The 24895-nt window shown below is 64.2% G+C and carries 25 protein-coding genes and 1 pseudogene; 8 read left to right on the top strand and 18 right to left on the bottom strand.

Translation table 11 applies throughout. The features are described from left to right. Nucleotide 1 precedes the first annotated feature (1 nt). Genes E5CHR_RS05395 through E5CHR_RS05370 form a run of 6 tightly spaced genes read right to left on the bottom strand, consistent with a single transcriptional unit; the run spans nt 2 to nt 5787 of the window. A complete protein-coding gene (locus E5CHR_RS05395; RefSeq protein ID WP_162578730.1) occupies nt 2-892 on the bottom strand; it encodes an alpha/beta fold hydrolase in 891 nt (296 codons plus the stop codon). Continuing rightward, nucleotides 889-1707, bottom strand: a complete 819-nt coding sequence (locus E5CHR_RS05390) for a shikimate dehydrogenase family protein (protein WP_162578729.1) — start codon at nt 1705-1707, stop codon at nt 889-891. The genes E5CHR_RS05395 and E5CHR_RS05390 overlap by 4 nt, the downstream gene beginning before the upstream one ends. After that, on the bottom strand, nt 1694-2512 hold the full coding sequence (locus E5CHR_RS05385) for a sugar phosphate isomerase/epimerase family protein (protein WP_162578728.1): 819 nt from the start codon (nt 2510-2512) through the stop codon (nt 1694-1696). Before E5CHR_RS05385 ends, E5CHR_RS05390 begins: the two co-directional genes overlap by 14 nt. Beyond that, a complete protein-coding gene (locus E5CHR_RS05380; protein ID WP_162578727.1) occupies nt 2509-3936 on the bottom strand; it encodes an FAD-dependent oxidoreductase in 1428 nt (475 codons plus the stop codon). Before E5CHR_RS05380 ends, E5CHR_RS05385 begins: the two co-directional genes overlap by 4 nt. A gap of 33 nt (nt 3937-3969) precedes the next feature. Then, nucleotides 3970-4779 (bottom strand): alpha/beta fold hydrolase, encoded by an 810-nt coding sequence (locus E5CHR_RS05375; protein WP_162578726.1) that lies wholly within the window; start codon nt 4777-4779, stop codon nt 3970-3972. 9 nt (nt 4780-4788) lie between these two features. After that, the gene (locus E5CHR_RS05370) at nt 4789-5787 is read right to left on the bottom strand and encodes a Bug family tripartite tricarboxylate transporter substrate binding protein (RefSeq protein ID WP_162578725.1); all 999 of its coding nucleotides are present in this window, start codon (nt 5785-5787) and stop codon (nt 4789-4791) included. Nucleotides 5788-5903: 116 nt separating this feature from the next. Between E5CHR_RS05370 and E5CHR_RS05365 the strand changes: the two genes are divergently transcribed. Continuing rightward, nucleotides 5904-6794 (top strand): LysR substrate-binding domain-containing protein, encoded by an 891-nt coding sequence (locus E5CHR_RS05365; protein WP_162578724.1) that lies wholly within the window; start codon nt 5904-5906, stop codon nt 6792-6794. A 138-nt stretch (nt 6795-6932) separates the two neighbouring features. Here E5CHR_RS05365 and E5CHR_RS05360 read toward each other — a convergent pair whose 3' ends face one another. Continuing rightward, entirely contained in the window at nt 6933-7571 is a 639-nt protein-coding gene (locus E5CHR_RS05360) for a TetR/AcrR family transcriptional regulator (protein ID WP_162578723.1), read from the bottom strand. A 328-nt stretch (nt 7572-7899) separates the two neighbouring features. On the opposite strand from E5CHR_RS05360, the gene E5CHR_RS05355 reads away from it, so the two are divergent. From E5CHR_RS05355 to E5CHR_RS05330, 6 genes are all read left to right on the top strand, one after another. Beyond that, nucleotides 7900-9072 carry an LLM class flavin-dependent oxidoreductase gene (locus E5CHR_RS05355; protein WP_197893840.1) on the top strand — a complete coding sequence of 391 codons (1173 nt, stop codon included), beginning with the start codon at nt 7900-7902 and terminating at the stop codon, nt 9070-9072. A 13-nt stretch (nt 9073-9085) separates the two neighbouring features. Continuing rightward, nucleotides 9086-9601 (top strand): flavin reductase family protein, encoded by a 516-nt coding sequence (locus E5CHR_RS05350; RefSeq protein WP_162578722.1) that lies wholly within the window; start codon nt 9086-9088, stop codon nt 9599-9601. A 393-nt stretch (nt 9602-9994) separates the two neighbouring features. Beyond that, nucleotides 9995-10657: a hypothetical protein gene (locus E5CHR_RS05345; RefSeq protein WP_232061966.1), complete on the top strand. Its 663-nt coding sequence runs from the start codon at nt 9995-9997 to the stop codon at nt 10655-10657. Nucleotides 10658-10670: 13 nt separating this feature from the next. After that, complete coding sequence (locus E5CHR_RS05340) at nt 10671-11636, top strand: Bug family tripartite tricarboxylate transporter substrate binding protein (RefSeq protein WP_162578721.1); 966 nt, start codon at nt 10671-10673, stop codon at nt 11634-11636. A gap of 157 nt (nt 11637-11793) precedes the next feature. Continuing rightward, entirely contained in the window at nt 11794-12912 is a 1119-nt protein-coding gene (locus tag E5CHR_RS05335) for a hypothetical protein (RefSeq protein WP_232061965.1), read from the top strand. Between the two features lie 227 nt (nt 12913-13139). Further along, on the top strand, nt 13140-14402 hold the full coding sequence (locus E5CHR_RS05330; protein ID WP_162578720.1) for a porin: 1263 nt from the start codon (nt 13140-13142) through the stop codon (nt 14400-14402). 305 nt (nt 14403-14707) lie between these two features. On the opposite strand, the gene E5CHR_RS05325 is transcribed toward E5CHR_RS05330, so the two are convergent. Continuing rightward, on the bottom strand, nt 14708-15247 hold the full coding sequence (locus tag E5CHR_RS05325; RefSeq protein ID WP_232061964.1) for a TetR/AcrR family transcriptional regulator: 540 nt from the start codon (nt 15245-15247) through the stop codon (nt 14708-14710). Between the two features lie 347 nt (nt 15248-15594). Here E5CHR_RS05325 and E5CHR_RS05320 point away from each other — a divergent pair, with 347 nt between their 5' ends. After that, the gene (locus tag E5CHR_RS05320) at nt 15595-16524 is read left to right on the top strand and encodes an SDR family NAD(P)-dependent oxidoreductase (RefSeq protein ID WP_162578718.1); all 930 of its coding nucleotides are present in this window, start codon (nt 15595-15597) and stop codon (nt 16522-16524) included. Nucleotides 16525-16694: 170 nt separating this feature from the next. On the opposite strand, the pseudogene E5CHR_RS31640 reads toward E5CHR_RS05320, so the two are convergent. From E5CHR_RS31640 to E5CHR_RS05275, 10 genes and pseudogenes are all read right to left on the bottom strand, one after another. Further along, nucleotides 16695-16799: pseudogene (locus tag E5CHR_RS31640) on the bottom strand (pyridine nucleotide-disulfide oxidoreductase, dimerization domain protein); the annotation flags it as partial. A gap of 143 nt (nt 16800-16942) precedes the next feature. Continuing rightward, nucleotides 16943-17584 (bottom strand): EthD domain-containing protein, encoded by a 642-nt coding sequence (locus E5CHR_RS05315; RefSeq protein WP_162578717.1) that lies wholly within the window; start codon nt 17582-17584, stop codon nt 16943-16945. Between the two features lie 16 nt (nt 17585-17600). Continuing rightward, nucleotides 17601-18296: an EthD domain-containing protein gene (locus E5CHR_RS05310; protein WP_162578716.1), complete on the bottom strand. Its 696-nt coding sequence runs from the start codon at nt 18294-18296 to the stop codon at nt 17601-17603. A gap of 16 nt (nt 18297-18312) precedes the next feature. Continuing rightward, nucleotides 18313-19485 (bottom strand): NADH:flavin oxidoreductase/NADH oxidase, encoded by a 1173-nt coding sequence (locus E5CHR_RS05305; RefSeq protein ID WP_162578715.1) that lies wholly within the window; start codon nt 19483-19485, stop codon nt 18313-18315. Nucleotides 19486-19503: 18 nt separating this feature from the next. Beyond that, on the bottom strand, nt 19504-20388 hold the full coding sequence (locus E5CHR_RS05300) for a DMT family transporter (protein WP_232061963.1): 885 nt from the start codon (nt 20386-20388) through the stop codon (nt 19504-19506). 47 nt (nt 20389-20435) lie between these two features. Then, nucleotides 20436-21623: an MFS transporter gene (locus tag E5CHR_RS05295; protein WP_162578713.1), complete on the bottom strand. Its 1188-nt coding sequence runs from the start codon at nt 21621-21623 to the stop codon at nt 20436-20438. A 29-nt stretch (nt 21624-21652) separates the two neighbouring features. Beyond that, nucleotides 21653-21907 (bottom strand): CoA-transferase, encoded by a 255-nt coding sequence (locus E5CHR_RS05290; protein WP_162578712.1) that lies wholly within the window; start codon nt 21905-21907, stop codon nt 21653-21655. Then, nucleotides 21904-23175, bottom strand: coding sequence for a fumarylacetoacetase (gene fahA / locus E5CHR_RS05285; RefSeq protein WP_162578711.1), 1272 nt, complete (start codon nt 23173-23175; stop codon nt 21904-21906). Before fahA ends, E5CHR_RS05290 begins: the two co-directional genes overlap by 4 nt. Nucleotides 23176-23196: 21 nt before the next feature. Then, nucleotides 23197-23739: a VOC family protein gene (locus E5CHR_RS05280; RefSeq protein ID WP_162578710.1), complete on the bottom strand. Its 543-nt coding sequence runs from the start codon at nt 23737-23739 to the stop codon at nt 23197-23199. Between the two features lie 161 nt (nt 23740-23900). Next, nucleotides 23901-24860 carry an MBL fold metallo-hydrolase gene (locus tag E5CHR_RS05275; RefSeq protein WP_162578709.1) on the bottom strand — a complete coding sequence of 320 codons (960 nt, stop codon included), beginning with the start codon at nt 24858-24860 and terminating at the stop codon, nt 23901-23903. Nucleotides 24861-24895: the final 35 nt, after the last annotated feature.

The following is a 24895-nucleotide window of genomic DNA, read 5'->3' as shown; positions in this document are numbered from 1 at the left end:
GTCAGGCATGGCGCTGGAGGAACGGGAGGAGCCGGGCCAGGACCTCGTCGGGGGCCTCCTCGGCCATCAGGTGGCCGCAGTCGATCGCCGCGCCCTCGACCCGGTCGGCCCATGCGCTCCAGATCTCCACCGGGTCCGGCGAGGCGTTGTTCGAGGCACACCACAGCACCTGCAGCGGACAGGCGATGCGGCGACCGCCCGCGAAGTCTTCGCGGTCGTGCTGCAGGTCGATCGTGGCGGCCGCACGGTAGTCCTCGACCATCGCGTGGCGCACCGACTCCCTGGCGAAGGCACGGTGGTATTCGGCGAGTGCCTCGGGCGTGACGGCGTCGAACTTCTGGACGGCGTTGCGCAGCGACCAGTCGAGGAAGTAGGCCGGATCGGCGCGCAGCATGCGTTCGGGCAGGTCAAAGGGCTGGGCGAAGAGGTACCAGTGAAAGGCCTTGAGCCCGAAGGCCATGCCGGCGCGCTGCCACATCACCTCTGTGGGCACCACGGTCAGCGAAGCGAAGGCGCTGACGGCCTGGGGCCGGTCCAGGCACAGACGGTAGCCTACGCGCGCCCCCCGGTCATGGCCGACGACCGCGAAGCGCTCGAATCCGAGTGCCCGCATGAGCCCGATCTGGTCGCCTGCGAGCGTGCGCTTGCAGTGATGGAGGTGCAGCGGATCGCCGCCAGGTCCGGTGCTGTCGCCATAGCCGCGCAGGTCCGGCGCCACGACGGTGAAGTGGCGCGCGAGCAAGGGTGCCAGGCGATGCCAGGCGACGTGGGTCTGGGGATAGCCATGCAGCAGCAGCACGGGTGGCCCACTGCCGCCGACCTCGGCGTGGATCTTCGCGTCGCCGAGCTCGACCCGATGCACGGCGAAACCGGGGAAGAACGGCGCGCTCATGCTGACGCACCCTTCGTGAAGAAGAAGTCGGCCATCGCTTCGAGCTGCTCGGTCATCATGTGCCGCCCGTGCACGATGCGGGCCCCCCTTTCCCGCGCAAGCACGAGGAGTGGCGTTTCGGCCGGCTCCATGATGACCTCGGCGACGGTCTGGCCGGCCCGGAGGGCCGACGGGGCAATGGGCAGTGCGTCCCCCGCCCGCATGCCCGCCGGGGTCGCGTTGACGACGAGCTCCCGTGGCGTGGCAGCGTCCCAGTTGCCAGCCCGATGCCCCAGCGCGCGCAAGCGCTCGACCAGCGCGACGCGCTTCGCCTCGTCGATGTCGTGCACGTCGATCGACGCGGCGCCTGCGGCGGCGAGCGCCAGCGCGATGGCGTTGCCGGCTCCGCCCGCCCCGGCCAGCCCCACACTGCGCCCCTGGAGATCGAAGCCGTTGCGCATCAGCCCCGCCAGGAAGCCCGCTCCGTCGAGCAGGTCGCCCTGCCACCCCGAGGCGGTTCGCCTCAACACGTTGACGGCCCGTGCCTCGCGCGCGGCGCGCAGCAGTTCGAACGGCAACGCAGCCACGCGCTGCTTGTGCGGCACGGTGACGACGATGCCCGCGACGTTGCGCACGGTGTGTAACACGCGCAGCAGGCTTTCCACATCGTCGCCTTGCACATGGAGCGGCACGAGCACCGCATTGATGCCCCTTGCCTGCAGCAGACGCGTGAACGGCAGCGGCGCCTTCACCTGCGCGACCGGGTCGCCGATGATGCCGAGCACGACGGTGCGGCCGTCGAGCCGCAGGCCGTCCCATGATTCAGTCGTGGCCATGGCCATGTCCTTGCAGGAAGTGGTGGGTCGCGCGGTAGGCCGCCGCTGCGCGTTCGTGGGTGCCGAGCATGGCCATGCGGATCGCGCTCGGCGCCTCGACGGAGAGGATGGCACCGGCTGTCAGGTGGGGCAGCAGTCGATGCACGGGCAACTCGCCCTCCCCCGGGAAGAGCCGGTGCGCCCTCCCCTCTTCGCCTGCCGACAGGCCTGGATGGCGACGACCCGGCGCATCGTTGATCTGCATGAAGTTGCGCTCGATGCGTGCATCAGCCATTTCCTCCGGCGTACTCCCCGCGCGGAAGAAGTGCAGCGCATCGATGACCACGTGCACCGCGTCGCTCCCCGAGGCCTCGGCGAGTTCGCGCGCGACCCGTAGCGAGCGCGCCGCCGTGTAGACCATGAACTCGAGCCCGAGGCCCAGGCCGTGCGCTCGTGCACGCTCGGCCAGCGCGCCGAGGTGTTGCGCCGCCCGGGCCAAGTTCGCGTCGTCCACGTTGACGATAAGGCGGCTGGCGTCGAGGGCGTGCGCCGATGCCAGCATGCCGTCGTGCGCGCGTGCGTCGAAGTCGGGCTTGATGCGCACGACCTCGATGTCGTGCACTGCCATGTCCCGATCGCGCAGGCGCGCGAGCGTCTCGCGCAGCATCGGGCTGCCCTCCCGCATGGGGAATGGCGCTTCGCCGGGTCGTGCAGGATGCAGACGCATTCCGACGCCGCGGAAGCCGGCTGCATGTGCTACCTCGACCAGCAGCGGCGGCGGCGCATCGAGCATGCCGAGGTGCGCCAGCGAGAGCCTGAAATTCATGCTGTGACCGCGACGCTCGGCTGGCGCAGCGGCACCCCCTGCGCACTCAGCAGGGCCTGCAGGCGCCTGACGTTGACGTCGCGCGGCAGCACGCCGCTGTCGGCCGCGAGCGCCGCGGCCGCGCCGGCGGCTTGCCCCGTGAGCCAGCATTGCGGGATCTCGCGCAGGAAGCCATGCGAATTGGCGTCGCAGGCGATGTGCTTGCCGGCCGCGAGCACGCCATCGAGCTTCTGCGGCACGAGCGCACCGTAGGGCACCGAGATGTTGGGGAAGCGCGGCGACGGGCTCGGGCTGATGCCGATCTCGTCGGGCTCGATCGCACCGGCATCCCAGGCGCTGCGCAGCACCCGCTTCACGCCCACGAGTCGCCGCCCGTGCCGCGTGCCGATCTGCGGAGCCATGAGCATGAGCCAGGCCTTCTCGAAGCCCGGTGCGTGGGCCCGGTAGAAGGCCAGGTGCTCGGCCATGCTCCTGCGCGACTCCCATTCGACCTGTGTCAAGTCGTCGACGTCGAGAGCGCTGAAGCCCGACTTGCGCGGGCCGAGGAAGGTCGCGACGTCATCGCGCCACGAGACGATCGGCTTCTCGAAGCTGCCGACGTGGGCGCGTCCGCGCGCCATGAAGGCGGAGAAGGCCTCGGGCTCGTGCGCTCGGAAATCGAGCCAGCGCTGCACGTCGACGCCCGCGAAGAGCCAGGATGTGTTGACACAGTGATGGATTTCGTGCGCGTCGATGTCGGAGTCGAAGGCGGCACCGGCCGCCGCGTAGAGGTCGCCTTCACCGGTCGTGTCGACGACGACCTGGGCCAGGATCGCGCGGCGGCCCTGCTTGCTTTCGAAGACGGCGCCCTGGACACGGCCGGCCTCGACGACCGGCGCGACCATCCAGGCGTGCAGGATCAGGTCGACGCCGGCCTCGCGCACCATCTGGTGGTAGACGCCCTTGAGCATCTCGGGGTCGATGGTCGGCGAGTTCGTGACCACGCCGTGGAAGGCGGCCGTGCGCAGCCCCCAATGGGCAGCCGCATCCGGATCCCGGGAGCCCCATTCCTCGCGGGGCGGACCGGCGATGGCGCCGGTGCCAAGGCGGCCCATGAACTCCGCCGCGAGGCCCTGGATCACGGGCTCGCCCTGCCAGTCGGTCATGCGGTCGATCCAGATGACGAGCCCGCCCGTGGAGAGCCCGCCCAGGTGGTTGTAGCGTTCGAGCAGCACCACGTGCGCACCGGAGCGCGCGGCCGCGATCGCGGCAGCCACGCCCGAAGGCCCGCCCCCGAGCACGAGCACGTCGCAGCGCTCGTGCACGGGGATTTCGCGCGCGGCCTCGTTGATGTGGCCGTGCGGCTTGCGCTGCTTGCGTTCGCCCTGGCGCGCGTTCACTTCGGAGCGGAAGAAATGTCGGTCTTCGGCGGAGAGGGTTCCCATCGGACGGCTTTCGAGATGTGAAGGTCAAGAGGGTCAGGTCGGGAGCTCGCGCAGCAGCTCGCGCAGCAAATCGCTGAGCGGCCCTGGCGCGGTCACCATGGCGTCATGACCCGTTGCAAGCGTGCGCGTGCGCCAGCCCGGGTCGGCGCGCACCCGTGCCTTGGTCGGCTCGAGCGTTGCGATCGGGTCCATCGTGCACTCGATGTAGGTCTTGGGCAGGCCGTTGCCGAGCGCGGCCTTGAGCCGCAGCGGCTGCAGGTAGGTGCCCACGGGCTGCGGCGTCATGCGGCGCTGCACCCAGGCCGCGTCGGCGGCGTCCTTCACGCCGAAGGCGGTCGGCGGCAGGGCCGGTGCCGCGCCGACGCCGGCGCCGGTCTCGCGGATCGTCCTGAGGCGCTGGTCGACAACCTCCTGCGGGAAGTCCGAGAACAGGCTCTTGCCGGACTCGAGCAGCAGGGCGTCGAGATACACCAGTTGCCGCAGCCGCGCACGCGCACGGTCGGCCACACCCGAGATCACGATGCCGCCATAGCTGTGGCCGACCAGCACCACGTTCTCGAGCTCCTCGAACTCGAGCAGGTTGACGACGTCCTCGATGTGGGTGTCGAGATTGACCAGCGGCGACAGCAGGTGCCGGCGCTCGCCGAGCCCGGTGAGCGTGGGCGTGTAGACCAGGTGGCCGGCGGCACGGAGTTGCGCGGCCACCCGCGTCCAGCACCAGCCACCATGCCAGGCGCCGTGGACGAGAACGAAGGCCGGCTGGCTGGCAGGACTGGCCGCGCGCAGGGGTTGCGCCAGGCTTGCGGCAGCGATGCCTGCCGCGAAGAGATGTCTGCGGTGCATCGTCGGCTCCTATTCGCTGCGAACGCCCGTGAGCTTGATCACGCGACCCCACATGGCGGTGTCCTCCGCGATCTTGTGCGCGAGCACATCGGGCGCGCTGCCAATGGCGACCCAGCCCTGCGCGAGCAGGCGCTGCTTCACCTCAGGTGCCTGGAGGATCCGGGCGATCTCCTGGGACAGGCGATCGACGACCGGAGCGGGCAGGCTGGCGGGGCCGAAGATGGCGTTCCATGACGTCACGTCGAAGCTGCCCTTGGCGTCGAGCGCCGACTGAATCGGCGGCACGTCCTCCGCGCCCGGTGAAGCCTGGGCCGTGCTGACGCCGTAGAGCCGCAGCCTGGCGTTCTTCGCCTGCGGCACCGCGATCGACGGGATCATGAACGCGAGGTCGAGCTGTTGGCCCATGAGGGCCGTCGCGACCTGCGGGAAGCCCTGGAATGGCACGTGCACGGCACGGATGCCCGTGTAGGTCTTGAGCAGTTCCATCGCGAGGTGCGAGCCCGAGCCTGGTCCGATCGAACCGTAGCTGAGCTTGTCGCCCTGGGCCCTGGCGAAGTCGAGAAAGCCGCGCAGGTCGGTCGCCGGCATCGCGTTGCTGCCCGCGAGCACGAACGCGCTGCTCGCGACCAGCGAAATCGGCCGCAGGTCGCGGGCCACGTCGTAGGGCGTGGAGGGCGCGAGCGCCTTGGCCGTTGTGAGCGGGCCGTTGCCGGTAAGGCCGATGGTGTAGCCGTCGGTCGCACGCGCTACGGCCGTGACGCCGATGCTGCCGGCCGCGCCGACCTTGTTGTCCACCACCACCGGTTGCCCCAGCGCCTGGGCGAGTGGATCGGCGACCACGCGCGCCAGTGCGTCGGGCGAGGAACCCGGCGGGAAGCCTACGACCAGGCGCAGGGGCTTCTGCGGCCAGCCGGTGCTTGCGTGGACGAACGCCGGTGCCAGCGAGGCCGCAAACGCCCCCTGCAGCAGGTGGCGCCGGCGTGGTGAAAAGGCGGGGCGGTGGTTCATGGGATGTCTCCGCGATCTGTCGTTGTGCCGATTCTTAGGCCCCGTACTAGCTCAGGACGTGATAATTTGTGATCCGTCGCATCACGCTTCGTGATGGTCGTCCCCTGAGGAGCCCAATGTCCGCACATGCCGACCCGCGCACGCCGCGCAGCCATACCGTCGACATCGACCTGCTGCGCGTGTTCGACACGCTGCTTCGTGTCGGAAGCTTCACCACGGCCGGCAAGGCGCTGTCGCGCACGCAGTCGGCCGTCAGCATGCAGCTGCGGCGGCTCGAGGAACAGCTCGGGGTACAGCTCGTGAACCGTGGCACGCGTCGGCTGGGCCCCACGCCGGAGGGCCTGCAGCTGCTGCCGCTGGCCAGGCAGATGCTTGGGCTGAACGACAAGCTGTTCCATGACATCGAAGTGACAGAAGTCTCCGGCAGCATCCGCATTGGCGCGATCGAGCATTACGCAACGCGCGTGTTGCCGGTGCTGATCGCCGAGTTCTGCCGGCTGTATCCGAGGATCCACATCGAGCTGCATCACGGCGTCTCGGCCCAGATGCACGCAGAACTCGGCGCGCACTACGACCTGGTGGTCGGCATCGGGCCGGCCGGCTCTGGAGAAGGACTGCGCCTGTCAAAGTCGCGGGTCGTGTGGGCGTCGACGCCGGGCTCGACCACCCATCTGCAGCGGCCGCTGCCGCTCGCGCTCAATCCCCAGGGCGCGATGCTGCGGGACTGGGCCACGCACGCGCTCGACCGGGCCGGCATTGCGTGGCGCGTCGCCTACACGAGCACGTCGGTCAGTGGACTTGAGGCAGCTGTGCGCGCGGGCATCGCCGTCGGCGTGTTTCGCGAGGCTACGATCTCCAAGCGGCTCAAGGTACTGGGCGGCAGGGAAGGCATGCCCGCGATGCCCGAATGTGAAGTGTGGTTGGCGGCCGTGCCGCTGCCGGGACGGCGGGCTGTGGAGTTGCTGGAGGCCTTCCTCATCCACAGGCTGCGCACTGCACCAGGCTGAGCGCATCGGAACCGCCGCGTCAAAGCCTCCTGGGCGTCGAAGCGCACCGGCGTCGCCAGTGCAACGCACGGCGGCTGGAGACAACACGAGGGACGTCCAACCGGGCTCGAAATTGACGGCGTCCGGAAGGGATCGCCGCTACTTTCCCTTGCCAGAGCGGGAAGCCCTACGCGCGCTCGTCGTCGCAGCGGTGCCTCTCCGGGCCAGCATCTCCATCAGCTCCGTGGTGATGGTCGCAGAGATCTTTTCGTCCGACAGCGCCATGCCTGATGCCTTGAGCAAGAACGGCTTGAACAGCAACCACCCCAGCACAACCGACCAGGCCATGAAGATCTTCGATTCGTCGATGGGACCACCATCTTCTTGCTCGGCCATCCGAAGGGTTTCTCTCAACGCGCCTGCTTGACTGATGACCTTCTCCAGGCTCGTTCCCGAAAGCGTCACGAAGGCGAGAGTGCGAACGAAGGCGGCTTGAGTCGGATCCTCAAGCACCAACCTGAATGCCGAAGCAAGATCGGGAGCACTGAGAACATCACGGCGAAACGTCGTGGCATACCGTTCCATCACGGCATGAAGGACATCCTCCTTGCTGCCGCAATGCCGGTGAATCAGGCCCAGGTTGACCTGCGCCTTTTCCGCGAGCGCGCGAGTCGTCACCTGCTCGACAGGCAGTTCGGCGAAGAGCTTGCTGGCCGCGTCCAGAACGGCCGCCACGACCTGCTCCCGCCCGACCGGGCTTGCCGAAGGAATCGTCGTGCGCTTGACTTTCTTGATCATCGATGGCTGCATTGATAGAGAGAGTCGAGGATCCGCCTGGGCTTGGCTTATCCGCTCTCGAGATGAGTGCAAGTATCGTCGGTGCCAGCGATCGGCGCCCCCGAGGCGCGGCCGACGCCCGACCGGCTGATTGGCTTGCGCGAGCCCTCCCCTTATTGCGCGACGCAACTCGGGTGGCAAGCACTCTTCGATCTCTTCTTGTTCTCGCGCCCGGCCCTCTTCTGGTGTTCTCCTCGTCAGGGTTTTCCTTAGCGGGCAAGGCTTGAACCGCTGTAGTCATGTGACTACACTCATCACCCATCCGGCGTGACAACCGCCTCGATGGGCTTTGATCGCGGAGCAACCTCAAGGAGACGACATGAAAAGCTGGAGAGACGATCCTCGCAGCGAGACCAATCCCCTCTTCAATTCCAACAGGTTGAAGCTCGGGACGTTTGGCACGAACGGTGGCGGCGTTGCAATGACCACGGCGCCCGAGGCCGCGAGAGCCCGATGGGCGGATTGCGAATCCGCAGCCCTCGCCGCAGACGCATGCGGCATCGAGGCGCAGGTGCCGTTCGCCCGGTGGAAAGGCTATGTCTCCGAGCATCCCGACCATCGCTCGGGCCAAGCCTTCGATTGCTACACATGGGCAGCGGCGCATGCGCAGATGACGAAGCGGTCCGCAATCTTCGCGACCTCTCACGTGCCCACGATCCATCCACTAATGGCAGCCAAGCAATGCGCCACCATCGATCACATCAGTGAAGGAAGATTTGGCCTGAATGTCGTGGCCGGCTGGAACAAGCCGGAGCTCGACATGTTCGGAGCTTCGATGCGTGAACACGAAGGACGCTATGAGCAGGCGGCGGAATGGATTGAGGTCCTGGACAAGCTCTGGACGCATGGCGAGGCTTTCGATTTCGAGGGCAAGTTCTACCGGCTGAGCCGGGCGATCTCGATGCCCCGGCCCCTGCAAGCCCCTCGTCCTCCCATCATGAACGCCGGCACCTCGGAGGTCGGACGCCATTTCGCTGCGAAGTATGCCGATCTCGCGTTCGTGATTCTCACGTCCGAAGATCCAGATCAGATTCGCGCGCAAGTCCGAGCCTACAAGGAACTGGCAGCCAAGGAGTATGGGCGAGATATCCAGATCTGGTCGTACGGGTTCGTGATCCAAAGGGACACTTTCGCCGAAGCGCAGCGCTTCTTCGACTACTACGTGCACGAGAAGGGAGACGAGGAGGCCGTCGAAGGGTGGATGAAGCTCCAGGGCATGCACGCTCACATCTTGCCGGCCGGCCAACTGGAGGTGCTGCGAAGCCGCTTCAAGGCGGGCGGCGGCGGAGTGCCCCTGATGGGAACACCCGATCAGATCACGCAGAAGCTTTCAATGCTGTCGGCGTGTGGCGTGGATGGAATGCTTCTGAGCTGGTTGAACTACGAGGATGGCATTCAGCGGTTGGCCGCGGAGGTGCTGCCGCGACTGGTCCATGCCGGCCTGCGCCAAGCGGCAACCTGATCGGGAGCGAAGCATGCAAACAAACAGCCCGGACGGCCTGCAGCACATCTTTCGACAAGCCATGCGGCGGTTCACGTCCAGCGTGAGCGTGGTCACTGCAAGCGATGGCAAAAGCGCTGGAGGCCTGACGGCCACAGCGATCTCATCGCTTTCGATGGACCCACCCACGCTTCTCATCTGCGTGAACAAGTCGGCTGAGACTCATCCCTTGATCGATGGAACGGGCCGCTACTGCGTCAACTTGCTTGCTCAGGGGCAGTCCTTCCTGGCGCAGAAATTCGCCGGTGCCGGTGGCGAGAAGGGTCTCGCCAAGTACGTGGGAGTCGACTTCGAGACCCTGCCAAGCGGGTCGAGGGCGCTGAAGGGTTGCCTGGCGTCATTCGATTGCAAAGTTGTGGCCACGGTGGACGAAGCCAGTCATTCGCTCTTTATTGGTCGCGTCAGCCAGGTGTTGATCGGACAGGCGCACAAGCCTCTTTTGTATGGAGACCGAGCATACGTGACCGAGCTTGGCGAAGCCCTTCAATGAGCGACCAGCAGACCATCACGAGCCTGCCGCTTGGCGGAAAGAACATGAACGAGTTTCTATACATTTGCGAAAAAGACGTGGTCGAAATGGTCGACCTGACGAGCGCCATCAAGGCTCTCGAGAACATGCTGCGGGCCCAGAAGAAGCAAGAAGCGCGCAACCTGCCGAAAGTCTTCGCTTCCTGGGGCGACGGCGGATCCATGCACGCTTTGGGGTCGCTGATGCCGGAAAACGGCTACCTCGGATTTAAGACGTGGGCGAACACCAAGCAAGGTGGCGCAGCCATGTTCGCTCTCTTTGCGGCAAGCAATGGGAACCTCCTGGCATTGATCGAAGCCCCGGGCGCTGGGCCAGCTTCGCACATCGGGGATTGCAGGGGTCGCGACGGGCTTGATGGCCGCGAAGGACTCGCGGGAGATGGCCCTCATCGGAACCGGGGCGCAGGCACTGCTGCAACTCGCGAGCGTGGCTGCCGTCCGGGACGTCCAACGGGTGCGAGTCTTCAGTCCGACACCTCAGAAGCGAAAGGCATTCATCGAGAAGGCCCGGGCCCTTTTTTCATTCGACGTGATCGAGTCCTCGTCTGTCGAGAACGCCGTGGAGGGCGCTGACATCGTCACCCTGATCACCCGCGCCAAGGAGCCCTTTCTTCATGCCAGCATGTTGGCGCCGAAAGCGCATCTGAATGCGGTCGGTGCCATCCTGCCTGCGTATGCTGAATTCCACCAGGACGTCTTCGACGTGTCCGACCTGATTGTGGTGGACGATCGGGAGAACGCACGCCGCGGCTCCGGTGAGCTGCAGCAGCGATACCTCTCCAATGAGGCAGAGTGGCTTGGACTGCGCTTGCTGTCCGAGCTGATAGACGAGCCGACCGATCGTGCGGGCAGCCAAAGGGTGTCGATATTCAAAGGCATGGGCATGGGCCTTTCTGATCTTGCGATCGCTTCCATGGTCTATGAGAAGGCCAGCGCAAGAAGTTTGGGACGGTGGTGGCCTCACCCCGAGCGCATAGATCCCATCAGCGCACTTGCGCGAACAGAACGATTCGTTTGAGCCAGGAAGAACCATGACCTCAGTCAGCATCTTTGTCAAAGCTCTCGCGGCCCTTCTTGCATCTGCGGTGACCGCATCGCATGCATGGCCTGTACGACCGGTTCGCGTCATCGTGCCCGCGGCTGCCGGGACCGCTCCAGACGTTGCGATGCGCGTGGTTGCCGAGCGCATGGCGGGAAGTCTCGGACAGCCGGTCGTCGTGGACAACCGGCCCGGTGCCGGGGGCGTCGTGGCGATGAAGGCCCTGCAGGCGTCGAGGGATGACCACGCGCTCCTGTTTGTCATCACGTCGACTGCATCCATTGCGCCTGTCACCATTCGTGCAGCTTCCTCGTTCGACTACGTCAGGGACCTGCGGCCGGTGGTTCGCCTTGCGCAGACACCCCTGATGATCGTGGCGGCACCGAACGTCAAGGAAGCTTCCCTGGGCGAGGTGGTCGATGCAGCGAAGAAGCAACCAGGAAGAATTGCATTCGGAACACCAGGCGCCAGCACCCTGGGAAGTCTGGCGGTTCAATGGTTGTCAGACACGACAGGTGCCAAGTTCAATGCCATTCCATTCCTGCGGCCTGCGGACAGCATCGGCGCCGTTGCGACGGCGGAGGTCTCGTACTTCATCGATGGCATCTCGGTCGTGCTGCCATTCGTGCGTGCGAACAAGGTCAAGCCAATTGCGGTGCTTTCGGCCACAAAGCTGCCTGGCCTCGAGGCGTATCCACTCGGTGTCGAAACCATCAAAGACTTCGAAGTGGTGGGGCGTTTCGGTCTGATGGCACCGCAGGAATTCTCCGCGGAAGCGATCGATTCTGTCGGCAAAGCTGCGATCTCGGCGCTCAAGGATCCCCGGGTCGTGCTCAAGCTCACGAACCTGGGTCTCTACCCACAGGCAGGCAATGCCTCGGAGTACCTCGACACGCTCAAGCGGGAGATCGAGCTTTGGCACGCTGTCGTCAAGCGAGCCGGCATCACCGCGGAGTAGTGCATCGACGGCATGGGCAGCGTCGGCGCCGTTCGACATCCGCCTCGATTCATGCAGGCAGCGCACGCTTTCCAAGTCGACATACCAGCGGTCGGCCTCCTCACGAACTCGGTCGAACATGAGGCGATGCCGCAGTAGGAACTCAAAGGAACCCAGAATGCAAGGTCATCCAACGGAGCTCGGAGCTCCTCTTTTCGTGGATCACTGCCACCGGCCAACTGCCGCGCCGCAGATCTGGGATCCATTGCTTGTCACCAAGGAGGCCATTGATGCGGAGATCGAGCGTCTGATCGCGGCCGCTCCTGCGAACGGGAGGCGACGTTCGGTCGTCGTGCATCCGGCTTCGCGCACCGCAAACAGCTTCACGCCTGGCACCGCCGTCAGCATTCAGGTGCTGCTTCCGGGGGAAGCAACGCACCCCGCCAGAACGAACGCGAACCAACTTGAAATCACCATCCGGGGCGGTGGTCGGATCAATGCGGGCGCAGTCCTGGATGTGTCCCTTCATGACGTCTGGACCGTTCCACCCATGCAAACCTACAAGCATCTGAACACAGGGAGCGAGCCTTGGGTGCGCCTGACCTACAGCAACGCGCCCCTGCTTGAGTTGCTCGGCGTTTGGCTCGAGGAGGAGGCGGAGCACATCGCAGCGGCTGAGCCGGCGAAGGATGGCCTGTCCGAGCGGCAGCGCGCGCAGTACGCGCGGGAGAATGCGCCTGATCTCGCACTGACGGCTGGCGGCGCGAGACTGCGCGGCTATGAGTTTCTGACGGACATCCCGGTCGTGCCGAACCCTGCGATGCATTGGCCGTGGCACCTTGTTGCGCCCCATCTTTCTCAAAGCCCCGGCGATGGAAAGCGAACGATCTGGCTCCTCTACCACCCGGCAACCGAGCGTCGCAACGGAACGACGGGCACCTATTTCGCCACCATTGGTGGATGTCCTCCCGGAACACCTCCGTTCACGGGAGAACGCGGCCACCGCCACACCTCCGCTGCCATCAACTATCACATCGAGGGCTTTGGCAGCAGCGTGGTGGACGGAGTTCGCGTGAACTGGAAGGCGGGTGACCTTCTTCTGTCGGCGCCAGGCTGGTCCGAGCATGCGCACTACCCCGGAGAACAAGGCTGGAAGGTCTTGACGGTGCAGGATCATCCCCTGCACATCGCCATGGGCTCCCTGTTATGGCAGGAGAAGTTCGATGGACCCATCGTCGCTCTGGGGGCGCAGGAGGGCCAGAAGGGCTATGTCGGCCCGCGGACCGAAGGTGCATAGGGATGGAGTGCCCTGATTCACCGGAGAACGAGCGCCGACGCACGGCCTTGATTCTCTAGTTCTTTCGCTCTCTCGATGGCGGTGACGGATCAAGCCCAAGTGCAGTGCGAGCCCGGAGCGTGATCGGCGCCCCGGCGGCAACGCCCGTCCTGAACTTTCTCGGCATTCCGCACCGCGCAATTGTGCGTGTTTGGGCTGGGCCATGAATATAGGTAAAGGAGATTCTGATGAAAAAAAGACGACTGACTTCCCTGCTCGTTCTAGGCGCCGCCGGTGCAGCGTCGGCGCAATCGAACGTGACCTTGTTCGGCGTCGTGGACGCATCGGTCAGCCGCTACTCGACAAGCTCGCGTGACGAACGGAGTGGCGTCACTTACAGTCCTCTGGGACTGCCAGCCTCGTTCGATCCGAACTTCGCCAATCAAGGCCACATTCGTATCGGAAGGACGGCGCTGGCGAGTTCGGGCTTCAATCAGAGCCGCCTAGGATTCCGGGGAACTGAGGACCTGGGCGGCGGCTTGGCCGCCAGCTTCTGGCTCGAGGCACCGATGAGCAACGATGATGGTCAGACCGGGTTGTCCACGTTCTCCCGCCGTTCGACTGTCAGCCTGTCAGGGCCCTTCGGCGAAGTGCGCCTGGGACGTGACTACACCCCATCGCTGTGGAACGACACGGTCTTCGACCCCTTCGGCACCAGTGGCGTCGGCACCAACCTGATCTTTTCAGCGTCTGTCGCGCCGAACGTGATCGCCGGCGTGCCCGCTGCCTCCGTTGGCATTCCATCCGTTCTTAATAGCAACTACGTGCGTGCGAGCAATTCAATCGGCTACTTCCTTCCACCGGACTTGGGGGGCTTCTACGGCCAGGTGATGTACACCTTCCACGAGAAATCCAAGTACACCCCGGCCACACTGACACCCGAAACACCCGTGAACAATGCGCGGGCAGGTCGCTACCTTGGTGCGCGTTTCGGCTACGGCAAGGGGCCGTTGGATATTGCGCTGGCCCATGGTGACAGCATCGTTGGCGACAATTTCTACGCAGGTACCACGACTCACACAAGGACGAGCAATGTCGGTGCCTCCTATGATTTCGGACCGTTGAAACTGTTGGGCGAGTTCTCCCGCGTTCGCCGGTACGACAATGCAACGTTGGCGCCGGTCCTGTCCGCTGAGCGGAGCGGGTTCAAGGGGTATCTGGTGGGTTTTACCGTGCCGGTTGGTGCCGGTCTTGTCCGAGCATCGTTTGCCAAGGTGACGTACGACACGAGTGTCCTTCGCAACTTGTCGGAACCAGAGGCCAGCCAGTGGGCGATCGGTTATGTTCATCACCTGTCTAGACGCACCGCTTTGTATGCAACTGCGGCACGCCTGCGCAACAAGCAAGGGGCGGCGCTGAACGTGCTCGGCGCCCCTGCCCCACTGCGCAATCCGATCATGACACCGTACAGTTCGACGGGTTACGACTTCGGAATCCGACACGCTTTCTAGTCCGTGGCGGGCGCCTGATGGCGAGAGAATCCAGCGCGCCAACTGTGCGTTCCATCAGCCTTCCTCGACGAATGCGGCGCCGAGCGCATTCTGGCGGCATTCGACCGCCCCGTCCGCCTTGAGCATCCGAGGCTCGTCAGGAGCCGTCTTGATCAAGCTGAAGGTCGACGCCTCAAGATCTGAATGGGACGGCCCACTGGCTGGCCGAGCGCTGCGAACATCGTGTGCTGGCCGCCTGGCTCAAGGCCAGCCATATCCGCCTTAGGGAACTTAGGTCGAAGCTCTCCGCTGTCGAGGCGCAACTGCTACGAAGGCGTTTTCGCGCGCCAACCTGGCAGCTTCTCGCGATCGAGGTAGCCCAGGCACAGGGACACAAGGTGGCGCTGGAGGGCCCTCACCAGCTTCGGCGGAGCCTGCCGCTCCACCACGCCCCTGGTGGGCCCGATCATGGCGGACGCGAAAATATAGGACGTCACGCCCAGGTCTTCGAATGCAGCGTCAGGTGCGCAGGCCAGCATCGTCTGGATGGCGGCGCTGGCCCTGGCGCTTGCCCGCCTCACCAGTTCGGCACCTGCCGGCTCCTCTGCGACCGCATACAGCGCCCGCGCTTCGTCGATGTGCTGGACCTTTGCGCCGACGAACGCCTCCACCACGGCCTCGACCATGCGCGCAAGCGGCTGTTGCTGTGCTTGGCGGGCAGCGGCCTCGACCGCGCCTGCGACGCCGTCGAGGTGCCGTCCGAGCACGGCAAGCAGCAGCGCCTGCTTGTTCGGGTAGTACTGGTAGAGCGTGCCGACGGAGACGCCGGCGCGCTCGGCGACGCGCGTCGTCGTCAGACGGTGCATGCCCTCCTTCAGGAGCACCTGGACGGTCGCCTCGAAGATGGATGCCACTGTGACGACGGATCTGGCTTGTCCCGGTGTTCGACGAGATGCGAGCTGCGTCACTGAAGTTGGAGGCATGTGGATTATTGAGGGCAACGCGACGTGGACCTGGGCGCAAGTATCACCGTTGCAGCCACGCCTTGCCAATCAGAACCTGAAGGATCTCCCTTGCTGCATGACGCAAGGGACGTCAACGGGCGCATGCTTGGAGAGGGAAAAAGGGCAAGGTTGGTGCCCGCGCGAGAAAGCGAATTCAAAACATGAAGAAAGCTTCATAAACTTTCCCCACCAACTTCAGGAGCTTTCAAATGTCCACCTACCTCATCACCGGCGCCACTTCAGGGTTGGGCCGCCAGGTCGCGCGTCGCATCGCCAGCATGGGCGGGCACCGCCTGGTCCTACCCGCCCGCGACGCAGTCAAGGCCAAGCCGCTTCGGACCGAACTGCTCGGGCTCGGCGCCGCCGAGGTAAGTACGCCGGCGCTGGACCTGTCCTCCCTTCAAAGCGTCGGCGCCTTCGTCGAAACCTTCCGCCGCGACATGCCGCACCGACTCGACGGCGTGCTGCTAAACGCAGGTAGCCAGTCTGCCAAGCGCCTCGTGGAGACCACCGATGGCATCGAGTCCACTTTCGCCGTGAATCACCTGGCACAGTACCTGCTCCTGCTCGGACTCGAGGATTGCCTCTCGGCGCAGGCGACGGTCGGCTGGACGGCAAGCGGCACCCACGACCCAGCGGAGACGGCGGCCAGGCTGTCGGGCTTTCGTGGTGCCAGGTACACCACGGCGGCGCGCATCGCTAGGGGGGAGTACGACGATGCCTCGATCGAGCAGGCGTGCAAGGATGCGTATGCCACTTCCAAGCTCTGCAACATCGTGACGGCCCGCGCGTTCGCCCGCACGGGCAGCGCGACCAGGACCTACTTCGCCTTCGACCCGGGCTTGATGCCCGGTACGGGGCTCGCGCGAGAGCAAGGCCCGCTGATGCAATGGATCTGGAAGACCGTCCTGCCTCGCCTTGCGAGCCTCCTGCCTGGCACGAGCTCGACGGAGCGCTCCTCGGCGGTTCTCACCGACCTGCTGATTGGCACCTTGCGCGGCTCGCACAATGGCGCCTACTTCAACTACACGGGCAAGCAACTCGAGCCCGCGCACCCTGCCCAGGAAAAGGCGGTCGAAGAGGACCTGCTCTCGACAAGCAACCAGTTGGTTGCGCGTTTCGTGCAAGCTGCAGCCTGAGGCGCATCCCGTGCGACGGCGTTTCTCCCAGGCGCTCCACGAAGTACTGTTGCTCATGGAAATCTTTACTTGGCCAACCAGCCGCCCAACCGAAAAGTTCGGCCGCTGTCTTCGCGACAAGCTCGCCCCTGTTGGCAATGCGGACGCAAGACTCGTGTGCAGACGCCTCATCAGTAGTGCAACCCCACTCCGTCCGCATTCAGCACCGATTCATGCAACGCCTCTGAGAGTGTCGGGTGAGGAAACACGCTCTCAATTAGTTCATGGACCGTTGCCTAGGACTGCGCCGAACGAATTTCGAAGCGCCTTGGGCACGTATCAGTGTCTAAGTGAGACTGCGACGCTCGACGTTGGCGCATGCCCTTCGGCATGCGTCGCGTCAGCCGGACGCCCCGCAGTACGCGACTCTCCTGTCGCCCTATCTGATGCAGAGTTTGTCAATGAGATAGGCGACGCCATCAGTGGTGTGCCTCTCGATGACCTGGCGCAGTTCTGACCTGGGCTCGAAGGCTTCATGGGCCATGGCTACGCTGGCAAACCACACTGCGACGAACCCGGTAGGTGGGAAAGGCTCTGTCCAAAGTTGCTCTCGCTTCGCGGTCGACGCCGTCCAGTTGAGCGCAACCTTGGTTCCCGTGGCAGCTGCCACGCTTGCAAGTTCCGACCACAGCGCGTTACGAGCCTCAGCTTGTCCGTGAAAGGGAACGAGCACCTTCGCGAATTCACCGTGAGCCTCTTCCCCCTGGACGTCCACCACACAAAGGGTCCATCCCTTCAGGAAAAGCGGTTCGTCGGCAGGAATGAACTTCTTGCCAACTGCAGAAGACTGCGCCAGACGCATGGCCTCCCCGTCGGCGAAGAGGAGTTCCACGATTCCGTCGACGTTGAAGGCAGGCTCGCCGCCGCTCGCCCATAGCACCTTGTCAACACGGTTGTGGGTGTACTTGGAGATACCCTCCATCCCCAGCGCGAGCTTCGCGTGCGGGCCGGCCCAATAGGCCCGGAAGTCGCTGGTGGACAGCCCTTCCTTCTTGGCCAGAAGGGTCATTCGCTTCATCATCTTGGCGACCTCCTAGCTACAGTATTTGCCGCTCTGCCACCACGAAGGCAGTAATTTCAAATAGGAATGTCCGCGCGTGGGCCATCGTCTCCTTGCCTTGGGGAGAGTTGAACGCGGCCTCCAGCGTCGGGACGTCCTTGAACCACAGTTCGACAATCCCGTCGATGGGGAACTCTTCGTAGGAGCCGGGCTGGCCCTTCACCAATTCGCGCGCCACGATGACGTTCTGGCGATAGGCGCTGACGCCTGACATCTTGCGCACAAAGTCGCCGTGGACCTTCCATTCGCGACGGAAGTCCTCTTCACTCATGCTGGGCAGACGCTTGATGATGGACATCCGCTTCAGCAGCTTGGCACGCTCCTCCTTGGCCGGCACCGGAATGACCACCTGCTGGTCCGCAGTAGCGATGTGCAAGTCACCGAGGAAGTGTTGCTCGTCCTTGATGAGGTCCGCGGCCAGCCCGCTGTCATTGAACGCGTGGCTTGACTGCTCGGCGTCGTCGAACCAGAGCTGCGAAAAGCCGTCGAAGTCCCAAGGCCCTCTCGCGAACTCAATGCCGCGCTGGAGCCGGTCGACCACCGGGTTCTGCCAGTACTCGCGGAGATTGGGTGCTTGGCGTGCAAGTGCCCCATGGCTGCCACGCCAGTAGGAATCGAAGTCCTCGAACGTCCAGTCGGCCTTCTTGCGAATCAAGCCCATACGTACAGTCATAGATGCTTCCTTTCAGTTATGAGGGAGATATCAGCTGCTCAGCGGCTTGCGCGCGAGCCCGCGCCAACCCAGGCGCACGCTTGGCAAGCCAAACACCGTGACGGATGGGCCAGCGTTGATATTTCGGGTCTACGCCAAGCGTCGTCGCTGCGTGATGCGCCCAGTAGGGGTCGAACAGCGCTTCTCGTCCCAAGGCGATGAGGTCCGCCTTGCCCTCCTGCAGCACCGCTTCCGCCTGGCTGGCGTCCACAATCATTCCGACCGCTTGGGTTCGAACATTGGCGTCGTGGCGGATGCGCTCCGAGAACGGGACTTGGAAGCCAAGTCCCCGAGGGACCGGCAGCGCACGCGTCTCCTCGGTCAAGCCCCCAGAGGAGCAGTCGATGACGTCAACGCCCAGCTGCGCGAGCTCTCGCGCGAGGACGACTGAGTCATCGAGACTCCATCCATCCACGCTGCCATCGACCGCGGACAGCCGGCAGAACAGAGGCTTGCCTGCAGGCCACGCATCTCGGACCCGTGAGGCCACCTGCAAGGCCAGTCTCATTCGACCTTCTAGGCTTCCACCCCATTCGTCGTCCCGATGGTTCGAGTTCGGCGACAGGAAGCTCGCAATCAGATAGCCGTGTCCGAAGTGCAGTTCTACCGCGTCGAATCCCGCCTTCTCCGCGCGCACGGTGGCATCCACGAAGCGCTGGATGACCTCTTCGATTTCCCGAGGATCCATTGCGCGAGGTGCAGTCCAGCCAGGCCCCGCAGCAAGAGAGCTTGGGCCGAGTCGCTGCCAGGGCTCTGCATCACCCCGCATCTCGTCATCGCTGAGGGCAGCACCACCCTCCCAGAGCGGCTGGCTTCCGGACTTTCGGCCGGCATGAGCCAACTGGACTCCAATTGCACCGTCGTTGGCGTGCACGAAGTCGACGACTGCCTTCAGTGGCTCGATTTGACTGTCGTCCCACAAGCCCAGGTCGGCAGTTCCGATTCGGCCGCGCGGGTCAACCGCCGTGCTCTCCGTCAGGATGAGGCCCGCGCCACCCAGCGCGAATTTGCCAAGGTGGACCATGTGCCAAGGCGTCGCCCGCCCAGCGTCTGCGGCGTGTTGGCACATGGGTGAGATGACGACACGATTCTTCAGCTCCAGTTCTCGAAGCTTCAGAGGCTGGAAGAGCAGCGGGTCAGGATGGGTCATGATGGGAATCCGAAATACTCAGGAATTGGATGAGGAGGACGCAAGCGGTTGCCTGGTGCCAAGAAAGGTGCCTGCCATCACGGCAACGAACCCTGCCAAATGCCAAACAGTCAATCGCTCGTCAAGCAGAACTGCAGCAAAGAGAACACCGAAGACCGGGACCCAGTAAAGAAAGACCGCTGTACGGGCAACGCCGATAGTGGCGATGGCTCGGTTCCACAGCAGGTTGCTCAAGGCGGTGGCCATCACGCCGGAGAACAGAATCAGCGCCCATGGCCACCACCCAGGGAAGAGCACTTCGAGTTTCAATGGGGGGCTCCCCGCGACAACCTGGACGACCAACATAGAGGCCCCAACCAGGTAGATGGCCCAGCTAATCGTCAGCGGGTGCATGCAGCGAGCCAGACGCTGCACAAGCGCGCCTCCCGCTGCAAAGCTCACGACACCCGCGACCAGCATCAGGTCACCGGTACTCGCCAGAGAGAGTCCGGCCCCGGGATGGCTAAGCACCACCGCTGCGACGCCCACGAAACCCAGGGCAACACCAAGCAGGCGCTGCAAAGACAAGGTCTCGCGGAACATGAGCGCGGCGAGCACTGCCGAGACCAGCGGGCTGAGCGCCATGATGAGAGCACCGTTCGTTGCAGTAGAGCGCTGCAGCCCCTCTGCGAAAAGCAACTGGTTCAGGTAGACCATCAGGACACCAGCTACAAACAAGGTCCGAACCTGCTTCCAGCTTATGTCGAAGACGACACAGCGCTTCCAAACCAAGATGACAGACAGCACTGCGAGCGCCACGACCATGCGCAATGCAGCCAACATCGATGTGTCGAAGCTATGCGTGAGCTGCTTCACGACCGCAACGTTCAGTCCCCAAATCGCCATGGCAGCGATGAGGGTCATCTGTACCGCAAACGCCTGGCGGCCCGCGGGGTTCGAAGCCTGAGCACTCATGGATGGCCTCGCCGATTGACCAGTACTGCAAACGAGAGGCCGAGCACCAGCAGCCCCATGGCTGAAACCGAGAAGACGGCTGGAGCCGTGTAGTGGTCCACCAGCCAAGCTGCACCGACAACTCCCAGCGACTGCCCCAGGAAGAGGCTGCAAGCAAAGAGAGAGACCGCAGTGCCTCGTGCCCAGGGAGCCATCTGCGTCGCATTTGTTTGCATGGTGTTGTGCAGCGCATAGAAGCCGAAGCCGGCCAGGAAGCAGGCGGGCGGCACGATGTACCAGCTGGGTGCGACTGCCATCGTGCCGAACGCAATGGCCGTCCCAATGCCCCCAATCCGCGCAAGCCCCGGCTCGCCCCAACGTCTAAGCATGCGTCGCGCGGTGCGGCTATACAGCAGACCGCCGATGCCGTAGAGAGCGACCAGGCCTCCGGCCATCGGCATCGAGAGACCAAAGCGAAGGTGAAGGTCGCTGGGAATGAAAGCGAGAGCGCTGAACGCCAGGGCCCCCTCAATCGCCGTGACCACGAGAACAACTTTGGGCCACCGCGACCCCACAACCGACCGAATGCCTTGCAACACGCCGACAGGGGTGCACTGCTTCACTTGCGGCTCGGATATGACCCGACCGATGAGGAGTCCCCCGCTGACCAAAAAGATGGCCGCCAACCCGCAAAAGGCAGAGCGCCAACCGAAGCCCTCAGCCAGGAGGCCTCCGGCCCACTGCCCGGCAATCATCCCAAAGACGGTTGCCCCGAGGATTTGTGCGAGCACTGCTTGTCTATTTTCATAGGCCACGCTGTCGCCAATCCAGGCCAAGGTGAGAGGAATGATTCCGGCTGCTGCGGCGCCGGAGAGGGCGCGACTCGCGACCAGCCATTCAAGGTTGGGCGATGCAGCCGCCAAGGCGCTGCCGACCGTGCAAGCCAAGGTGGCGAGACCGATGACCCTGACCTTGCCGTAGCGGTCGCCCAGCGGGCCGTAGAACAACTGCAGGACGCCGTAAGCCAGCGCGAAGGCGGAAATTGCCCTTGCCGCCTGGCCTGCAGTCAAACTGAACTCCCGGGCGAGAGCCGGAAGCATGGCGTCGCAGATTCGCATCGAGGCCATGCTCGTGAACGCACAGCAACCCACGAGCCAGAGCTTTGCTGACCAATCGCTGGAGGCGACGAGTTCCGACTTCTGCATCTCTCCTCCCCTGGCGCGTTCCTGCCCTTTCACCGGAGCGCCGCGCCAAGAGTTAGCGCTGCGCCGGTTGCATCGGTCACAAGACCCGCACCAATGAGCCGCCCAACGCCCACGCCTGGCCTCGCTGTGTCGTTGCTGATGAGGGTGAGATTCCTTCGACGTTGGCGAACGAGTTCATCTATCAAGCGCATCGGAGTACCGACGCCCATGAACCCGCCCACCATCACTACCGTCCCGTCCGGGACCATGGCTACCGCCTGCTCGAGCGGGACGGGCCGTTTCATGACGCCGCCACTGTTCCCGAGCACTCGCCAAGACCGATGCGTATGGCCCCGTCGGCTTCGCACCAGCCGCGCAGGATGAGGGTGTCCCCATCCTCCAGGAAGCTGCGTACCTCCCCGTTTGGCAGCGTGACCGGGCTCTTGCCGCTGCCCGTCAACTCCATCAGCGAGCCGGCCTCGCTTGGTTCTGGCCCCGAGAGCGTTCCCGAACCCAGGAGGTCCCCCGCCTGCAAGTTGCAGCCGTTGACGGTGTGGTGGGCAACCAGTTGCGCGGGCGTCCAGTAGGCAGCTCGACTGGTATTGGTTGCCGACAGCCGCACCGGCGCCTCGCCCGCCTCGCGCATCTTGGCTGTCTGAACCAAGACCTCGAGCGAAATGGAGAACGCGCCCCTTGCGCGATTGGCATCGCTGTCCAGGTATGGAAGAGGCTGCGGGTCATCTGCGGGTCGCTCAAACGCCGCGCGGAATGGAGCCAGCGCTTCCATGGTCACCATCCATGGCGACACAGTGCTGGCGAAGTTCTTCGACAGGAAGGGACCCAGAGGCTGATATTCCCAACCCTGGATGTCCCGTGCCGACCAATCGTTGAACAGCGTCACACCAAAGAGATGAGCTTCAGCGTTGCCGATTTCGATTGGCTCCCCCTGCTCATTGCCACACGCGACGAACCAGCCCAACTCCAACTCATAGTCCAGACGCTTGGACGGGCCTAAGCTGGGCGCCTGCGCGTCCGGAGCTCTTGTTTGGCCGCGCGGTCGCTTGAAAGTGCCGCCGCTCACGCCGATGGAAGAGGCGCGGCCGTGGTACCCGATAGGTACCCACTTGTAGTTTGGCAACAGTGGGTTGTCAGGGCGAAACTGCTTGCCGACGGTAGTCGCGTGGTGAACGCTCGTGTAGAAGTCGGTGTAGTCGCCTATTCGGCACGGTACTGAATATTCACACTCGTTCTGCGGCACTAGAGCTCTCGTCCAGGCTGGACGCTGGGTGCTGCCTTCGCGCAGGCCGTCGGACAGCTCGCGTCGCAGCGCTTGTCGCGCTTCGGGGGACGCAGCCATGACGGTGTTCATGTCGTCGTTGTCAACGAGGCCTGCGGCACGCAGGTCCAAGACCTGGTCGCCGATGGCGACGCCGATTCTCCATCCGTCCTCGATGCCAGTTCGCCGGAAGCGCCCGAAGGGCAAGTTCTGGATGGGGAAGTCGCAGCCTGCCTTGTTGGCAGACGTGACCCAGCTCTTGAGCTCTGGGTCGTGCGTTTCGTTCAGTGTGGTCATCGCAACTCTCAGCTTCAGACCTTAGGTCCCTCGAGTGAGGCTGCCGTCGTGCATCCAGGCCGCGTGTTTGGGCGCACGCTTCGTCTTGGACCACTCCTCTAGCATGTCCCACTTGACCTCATTCAGCTTGCGCATCATTTCCGGAGTACCGGTATTCGCCGCGATCTCCAGCCGATGGCCATTGGGGTCGAAGAAGTAGATGGACTTGAAGATGGTGTGGTCCGTTGGACCGAGAACTTCGACGCCAGCCGCGGTCAGCCGCTCTTTTGTGGCCAGCAATGTTTCGACCGAGTCGCACTCGAGCGCAAGGTGCTGTACCCAAGCCGGGGTGTTGCGGTCACGATCCATCGGCGGTTGGCTCGGCAACTCGAAGAACGCGAGCACGTTGCCCTGCCCAGCGTCCAGGAAGATATGCATGTACGGGTCAGGCGCCTTTGTCGACGGAACTTCGTCCTCGGCAATGGCCAGCACGAACTGCATGTCGAGATGCTTCTGATACCACTCGACGGTCTGCTTGGCGTCGATGCAACGGTAGGCGACGTGGTGAACTTTCTTGATAAGCATGGTGATGTCCTCGAGGTTTCAAGTGAGTCAAGGCTCGCGCGGGATGAGCGCTCCCCGACAACCGACGGAGCCGCCCTTTGGTGGGCCATGAGCCCGTGTCGAAAAACGCCGGGACAGGCCGCACGAATGGGCGGCGCGGCCGTCGTGGCGTTGTTAGACGCTCAGCCTTCCAGCGTCTTCCACATCTCGACGTCGCGCTCGGCGGTCCAGATGCGCGGGTCGGCGTATTGGGTAGCTTCGTCGTAGCAGCGCGTCACATCGAACGGCATGCAGTGGTCGAAGATGACCCAGTGACCGTACCTGGGCTTGAGCGCCGCGAACGTGTCCTTGTAGACAGCGTTCAGGTCCTTGCCGGCAGCAACGCCCTTCTGGACGTTTGAGTACACGTCGGCGATGAAATCGCGCGTCTCAGTCAGACCCTTCTCGACGTCTTCGGGCGTCGTCAGTGCCGCACCGCGGCCCGGAACCAACGCCTTCGGCTTGAGGGCAGCCAGGTTGTTGAGCGTTTGCGGCCAGTCCTTGAAGTAGGCATCACCTGCATACGGCGTCGCGCCGAACTCCACAAGGTCACCCGACAGAAGCGCCTTCTCTTGGGGCAGCCAGACGATGGTGTCGCCCTTGGTGTGACCGCGGCCAACTTGCAGCAGCTGCACCTCCAGCTTGCCCAGCCACAGGGTCATCTTGCCGGTGAAGGTCATGGTCGGCCAGGTCATGCCCGGGGGCACCGTCTCGACGTTGGAGAACAGGCGCGGGAAGCGGCCGATCTCGCTGGCCTTGTCCTGCTCACCACGCTCGACGATGAGGTCGTAGGTATCCTGGCTCGCGATGATTTGCTGGGGCTCGTAGGCGCTGGCACCGAGCACGCGGACCGCGTGGTAGTGCGTGAGCACCACGTACTTGATGGGCTTGTCGGTGACTTCGCGGATGCGACGGATGACGTCGGCGGCCATTGCGGGCGTCGCTTGGGTGTCGGCGACCAGCACGGCGTCATCGCCAATGATGATGCCGGTGTTCGGGTCGCCTTCGGCGGTGTACGCCCAAGCGTGCTCGGAAATCTGGCTGAAGGTGACTTTCTTTTCTTCCAGGTCAGCTTGGCTGGCGAACTTTTTGGTCTGGGTCATAGGACCTCCTTGAGGAATCAGGTGGGGTGAGGATT

Origin of the sequence: Variovorax sp. PBS-H4, assembly GCF_901827205.1 — a bacterium.
In the GTDB taxonomy this organism is placed as follows: Bacteria; Pseudomonadota; Gammaproteobacteria; order Burkholderiales; family Burkholderiaceae_C; genus Variovorax.
The sequence above is the reverse complement of the archived record's forward strand: the minus strand, read 5'-3'. Positions and strand labels throughout refer to the sequence as shown.

Bases quoted from the DNA above. Each gene is read 5' to 3' on its own strand.
- E5CHR_RS05305 (WP_162578715.1), bottom strand. From the start codon at position 19,485: ATGACCCATCCTGACCCGCTGCTCTTCCAGCCTCTGAAGCTTCGAGAA.
- E5CHR_RS05300 (WP_232061963.1), bottom strand. From the start codon at position 20,388: ATGACCCTCATCGCTGCCATGGCGATTTGGGGACTGAACGTTGCGGTC.
- E5CHR_RS05350 (WP_162578722.1), top strand. From the start codon at position 9,086: ATGCAAACAAACAGCCCGGACGGCCTGCAGCACATCTTTCGACAAGCC.
- E5CHR_RS05330 (WP_162578720.1), top strand. From the start codon at position 13,140: ATGAAAAAAAGACGACTGACTTCCCTGCTCGTTCTAGGCGCCGCCGGT.
- E5CHR_RS05280 (WP_162578710.1), bottom strand. From the start codon at position 23,739: ATGCTTATCAAGAAAGTTCACCACGTCGCCTACCGTTGCATCGACGCC.
- E5CHR_RS05340 (WP_162578721.1), top strand. From the start codon at position 10,671: ATGACCTCAGTCAGCATCTTTGTCAAAGCTCTCGCGGCCCTTCTTGCA.
- E5CHR_RS05335 (WP_232061965.1), top strand. From the start codon at position 11,794: ATGCAAGGTCATCCAACGGAGCTCGGAGCTCCTCTTTTCGTGGATCAC.
- E5CHR_RS05360 (WP_162578723.1), bottom strand. From the start codon at position 7,571: ATGATCAAGAAAGTCAAGCGCACGACGATTCCTTCGGCAAGCCCGGTC.
- fahA (WP_162578711.1), bottom strand. From the start codon at position 23,175: ATGACCACACTGAACGAAACGCACGACCCAGAGCTCAAGAGCTGGGTC.
- E5CHR_RS05345 (WP_232061966.1), top strand. From the start codon at position 9,995: ATGGCCGCGAAGGACTCGCGGGAGATGGCCCTCATCGGAACCGGGGCG.
- E5CHR_RS05290 (WP_162578712.1), bottom strand. From the start codon at position 21,907: ATGAAACGGCCCGTCCCGCTCGAGCAGGCGGTAGCCATGGTCCCGGAC.
- E5CHR_RS05380 (WP_162578727.1), bottom strand. From the start codon at position 3,936: ATGGGAACCCTCTCCGCCGAAGACCGACATTTCTTCCGCTCCGAAGTG.
- E5CHR_RS05385 (WP_162578728.1), bottom strand. From the start codon at position 2,512: ATGAATTTCAGGCTCTCGCTGGCGCACCTCGGCATGCTCGATGCGCCG.
- E5CHR_RS05295 (WP_162578713.1), bottom strand. From the start codon at position 21,623: ATGCAGAAGTCGGAACTCGTCGCCTCCAGCGATTGGTCAGCAAAGCTC.
- E5CHR_RS05310 (WP_162578716.1), bottom strand. From the start codon at position 18,296: ATGACTGTACGTATGGGCTTGATTCGCAAGAAGGCCGACTGGACGTTC.
- E5CHR_RS05325 (WP_232061964.1), bottom strand. From the start codon at position 15,247: ATGCACCGTCTGACGACGACGCGCGTCGCCGAGCGCGCCGGCGTCTCC.
- E5CHR_RS05275 (WP_162578709.1), bottom strand. From the start codon at position 24,860: ATGACCCAGACCAAAAAGTTCGCCAGCCAAGCTGACCTGGAAGAAAAG.
- E5CHR_RS05320 (WP_162578718.1), top strand. From the start codon at position 15,595: ATGTCCACCTACCTCATCACCGGCGCCACTTCAGGGTTGGGCCGCCAG.
- E5CHR_RS05375 (WP_162578726.1), bottom strand. From the start codon at position 4,779: ATGCACCGCAGACATCTCTTCGCGGCAGGCATCGCTGCCGCAAGCCTG.
- E5CHR_RS05315 (WP_162578717.1), bottom strand. From the start codon at position 17,584: ATGATGAAGCGAATGACCCTTCTGGCCAAGAAGGAAGGGCTGTCCACC.
- E5CHR_RS05365 (WP_162578724.1), top strand. From the start codon at position 5,904: ATGTCCGCACATGCCGACCCGCGCACGCCGCGCAGCCATACCGTCGAC.
- E5CHR_RS05395 (WP_162578730.1), bottom strand. From the start codon at position 892: ATGAGCGCGCCGTTCTTCCCCGGTTTCGCCGTGCATCGGGTCGAGCTC.
- E5CHR_RS05370 (WP_162578725.1), bottom strand. From the start codon at position 5,787: ATGAACCACCGCCCCGCCTTTTCACCACGCCGGCGCCACCTGCTGCAG.
- E5CHR_RS05390 (WP_162578729.1), bottom strand. From the start codon at position 1,707: ATGGCCACGACTGAATCATGGGACGGCCTGCGGCTCGACGGCCGCACC.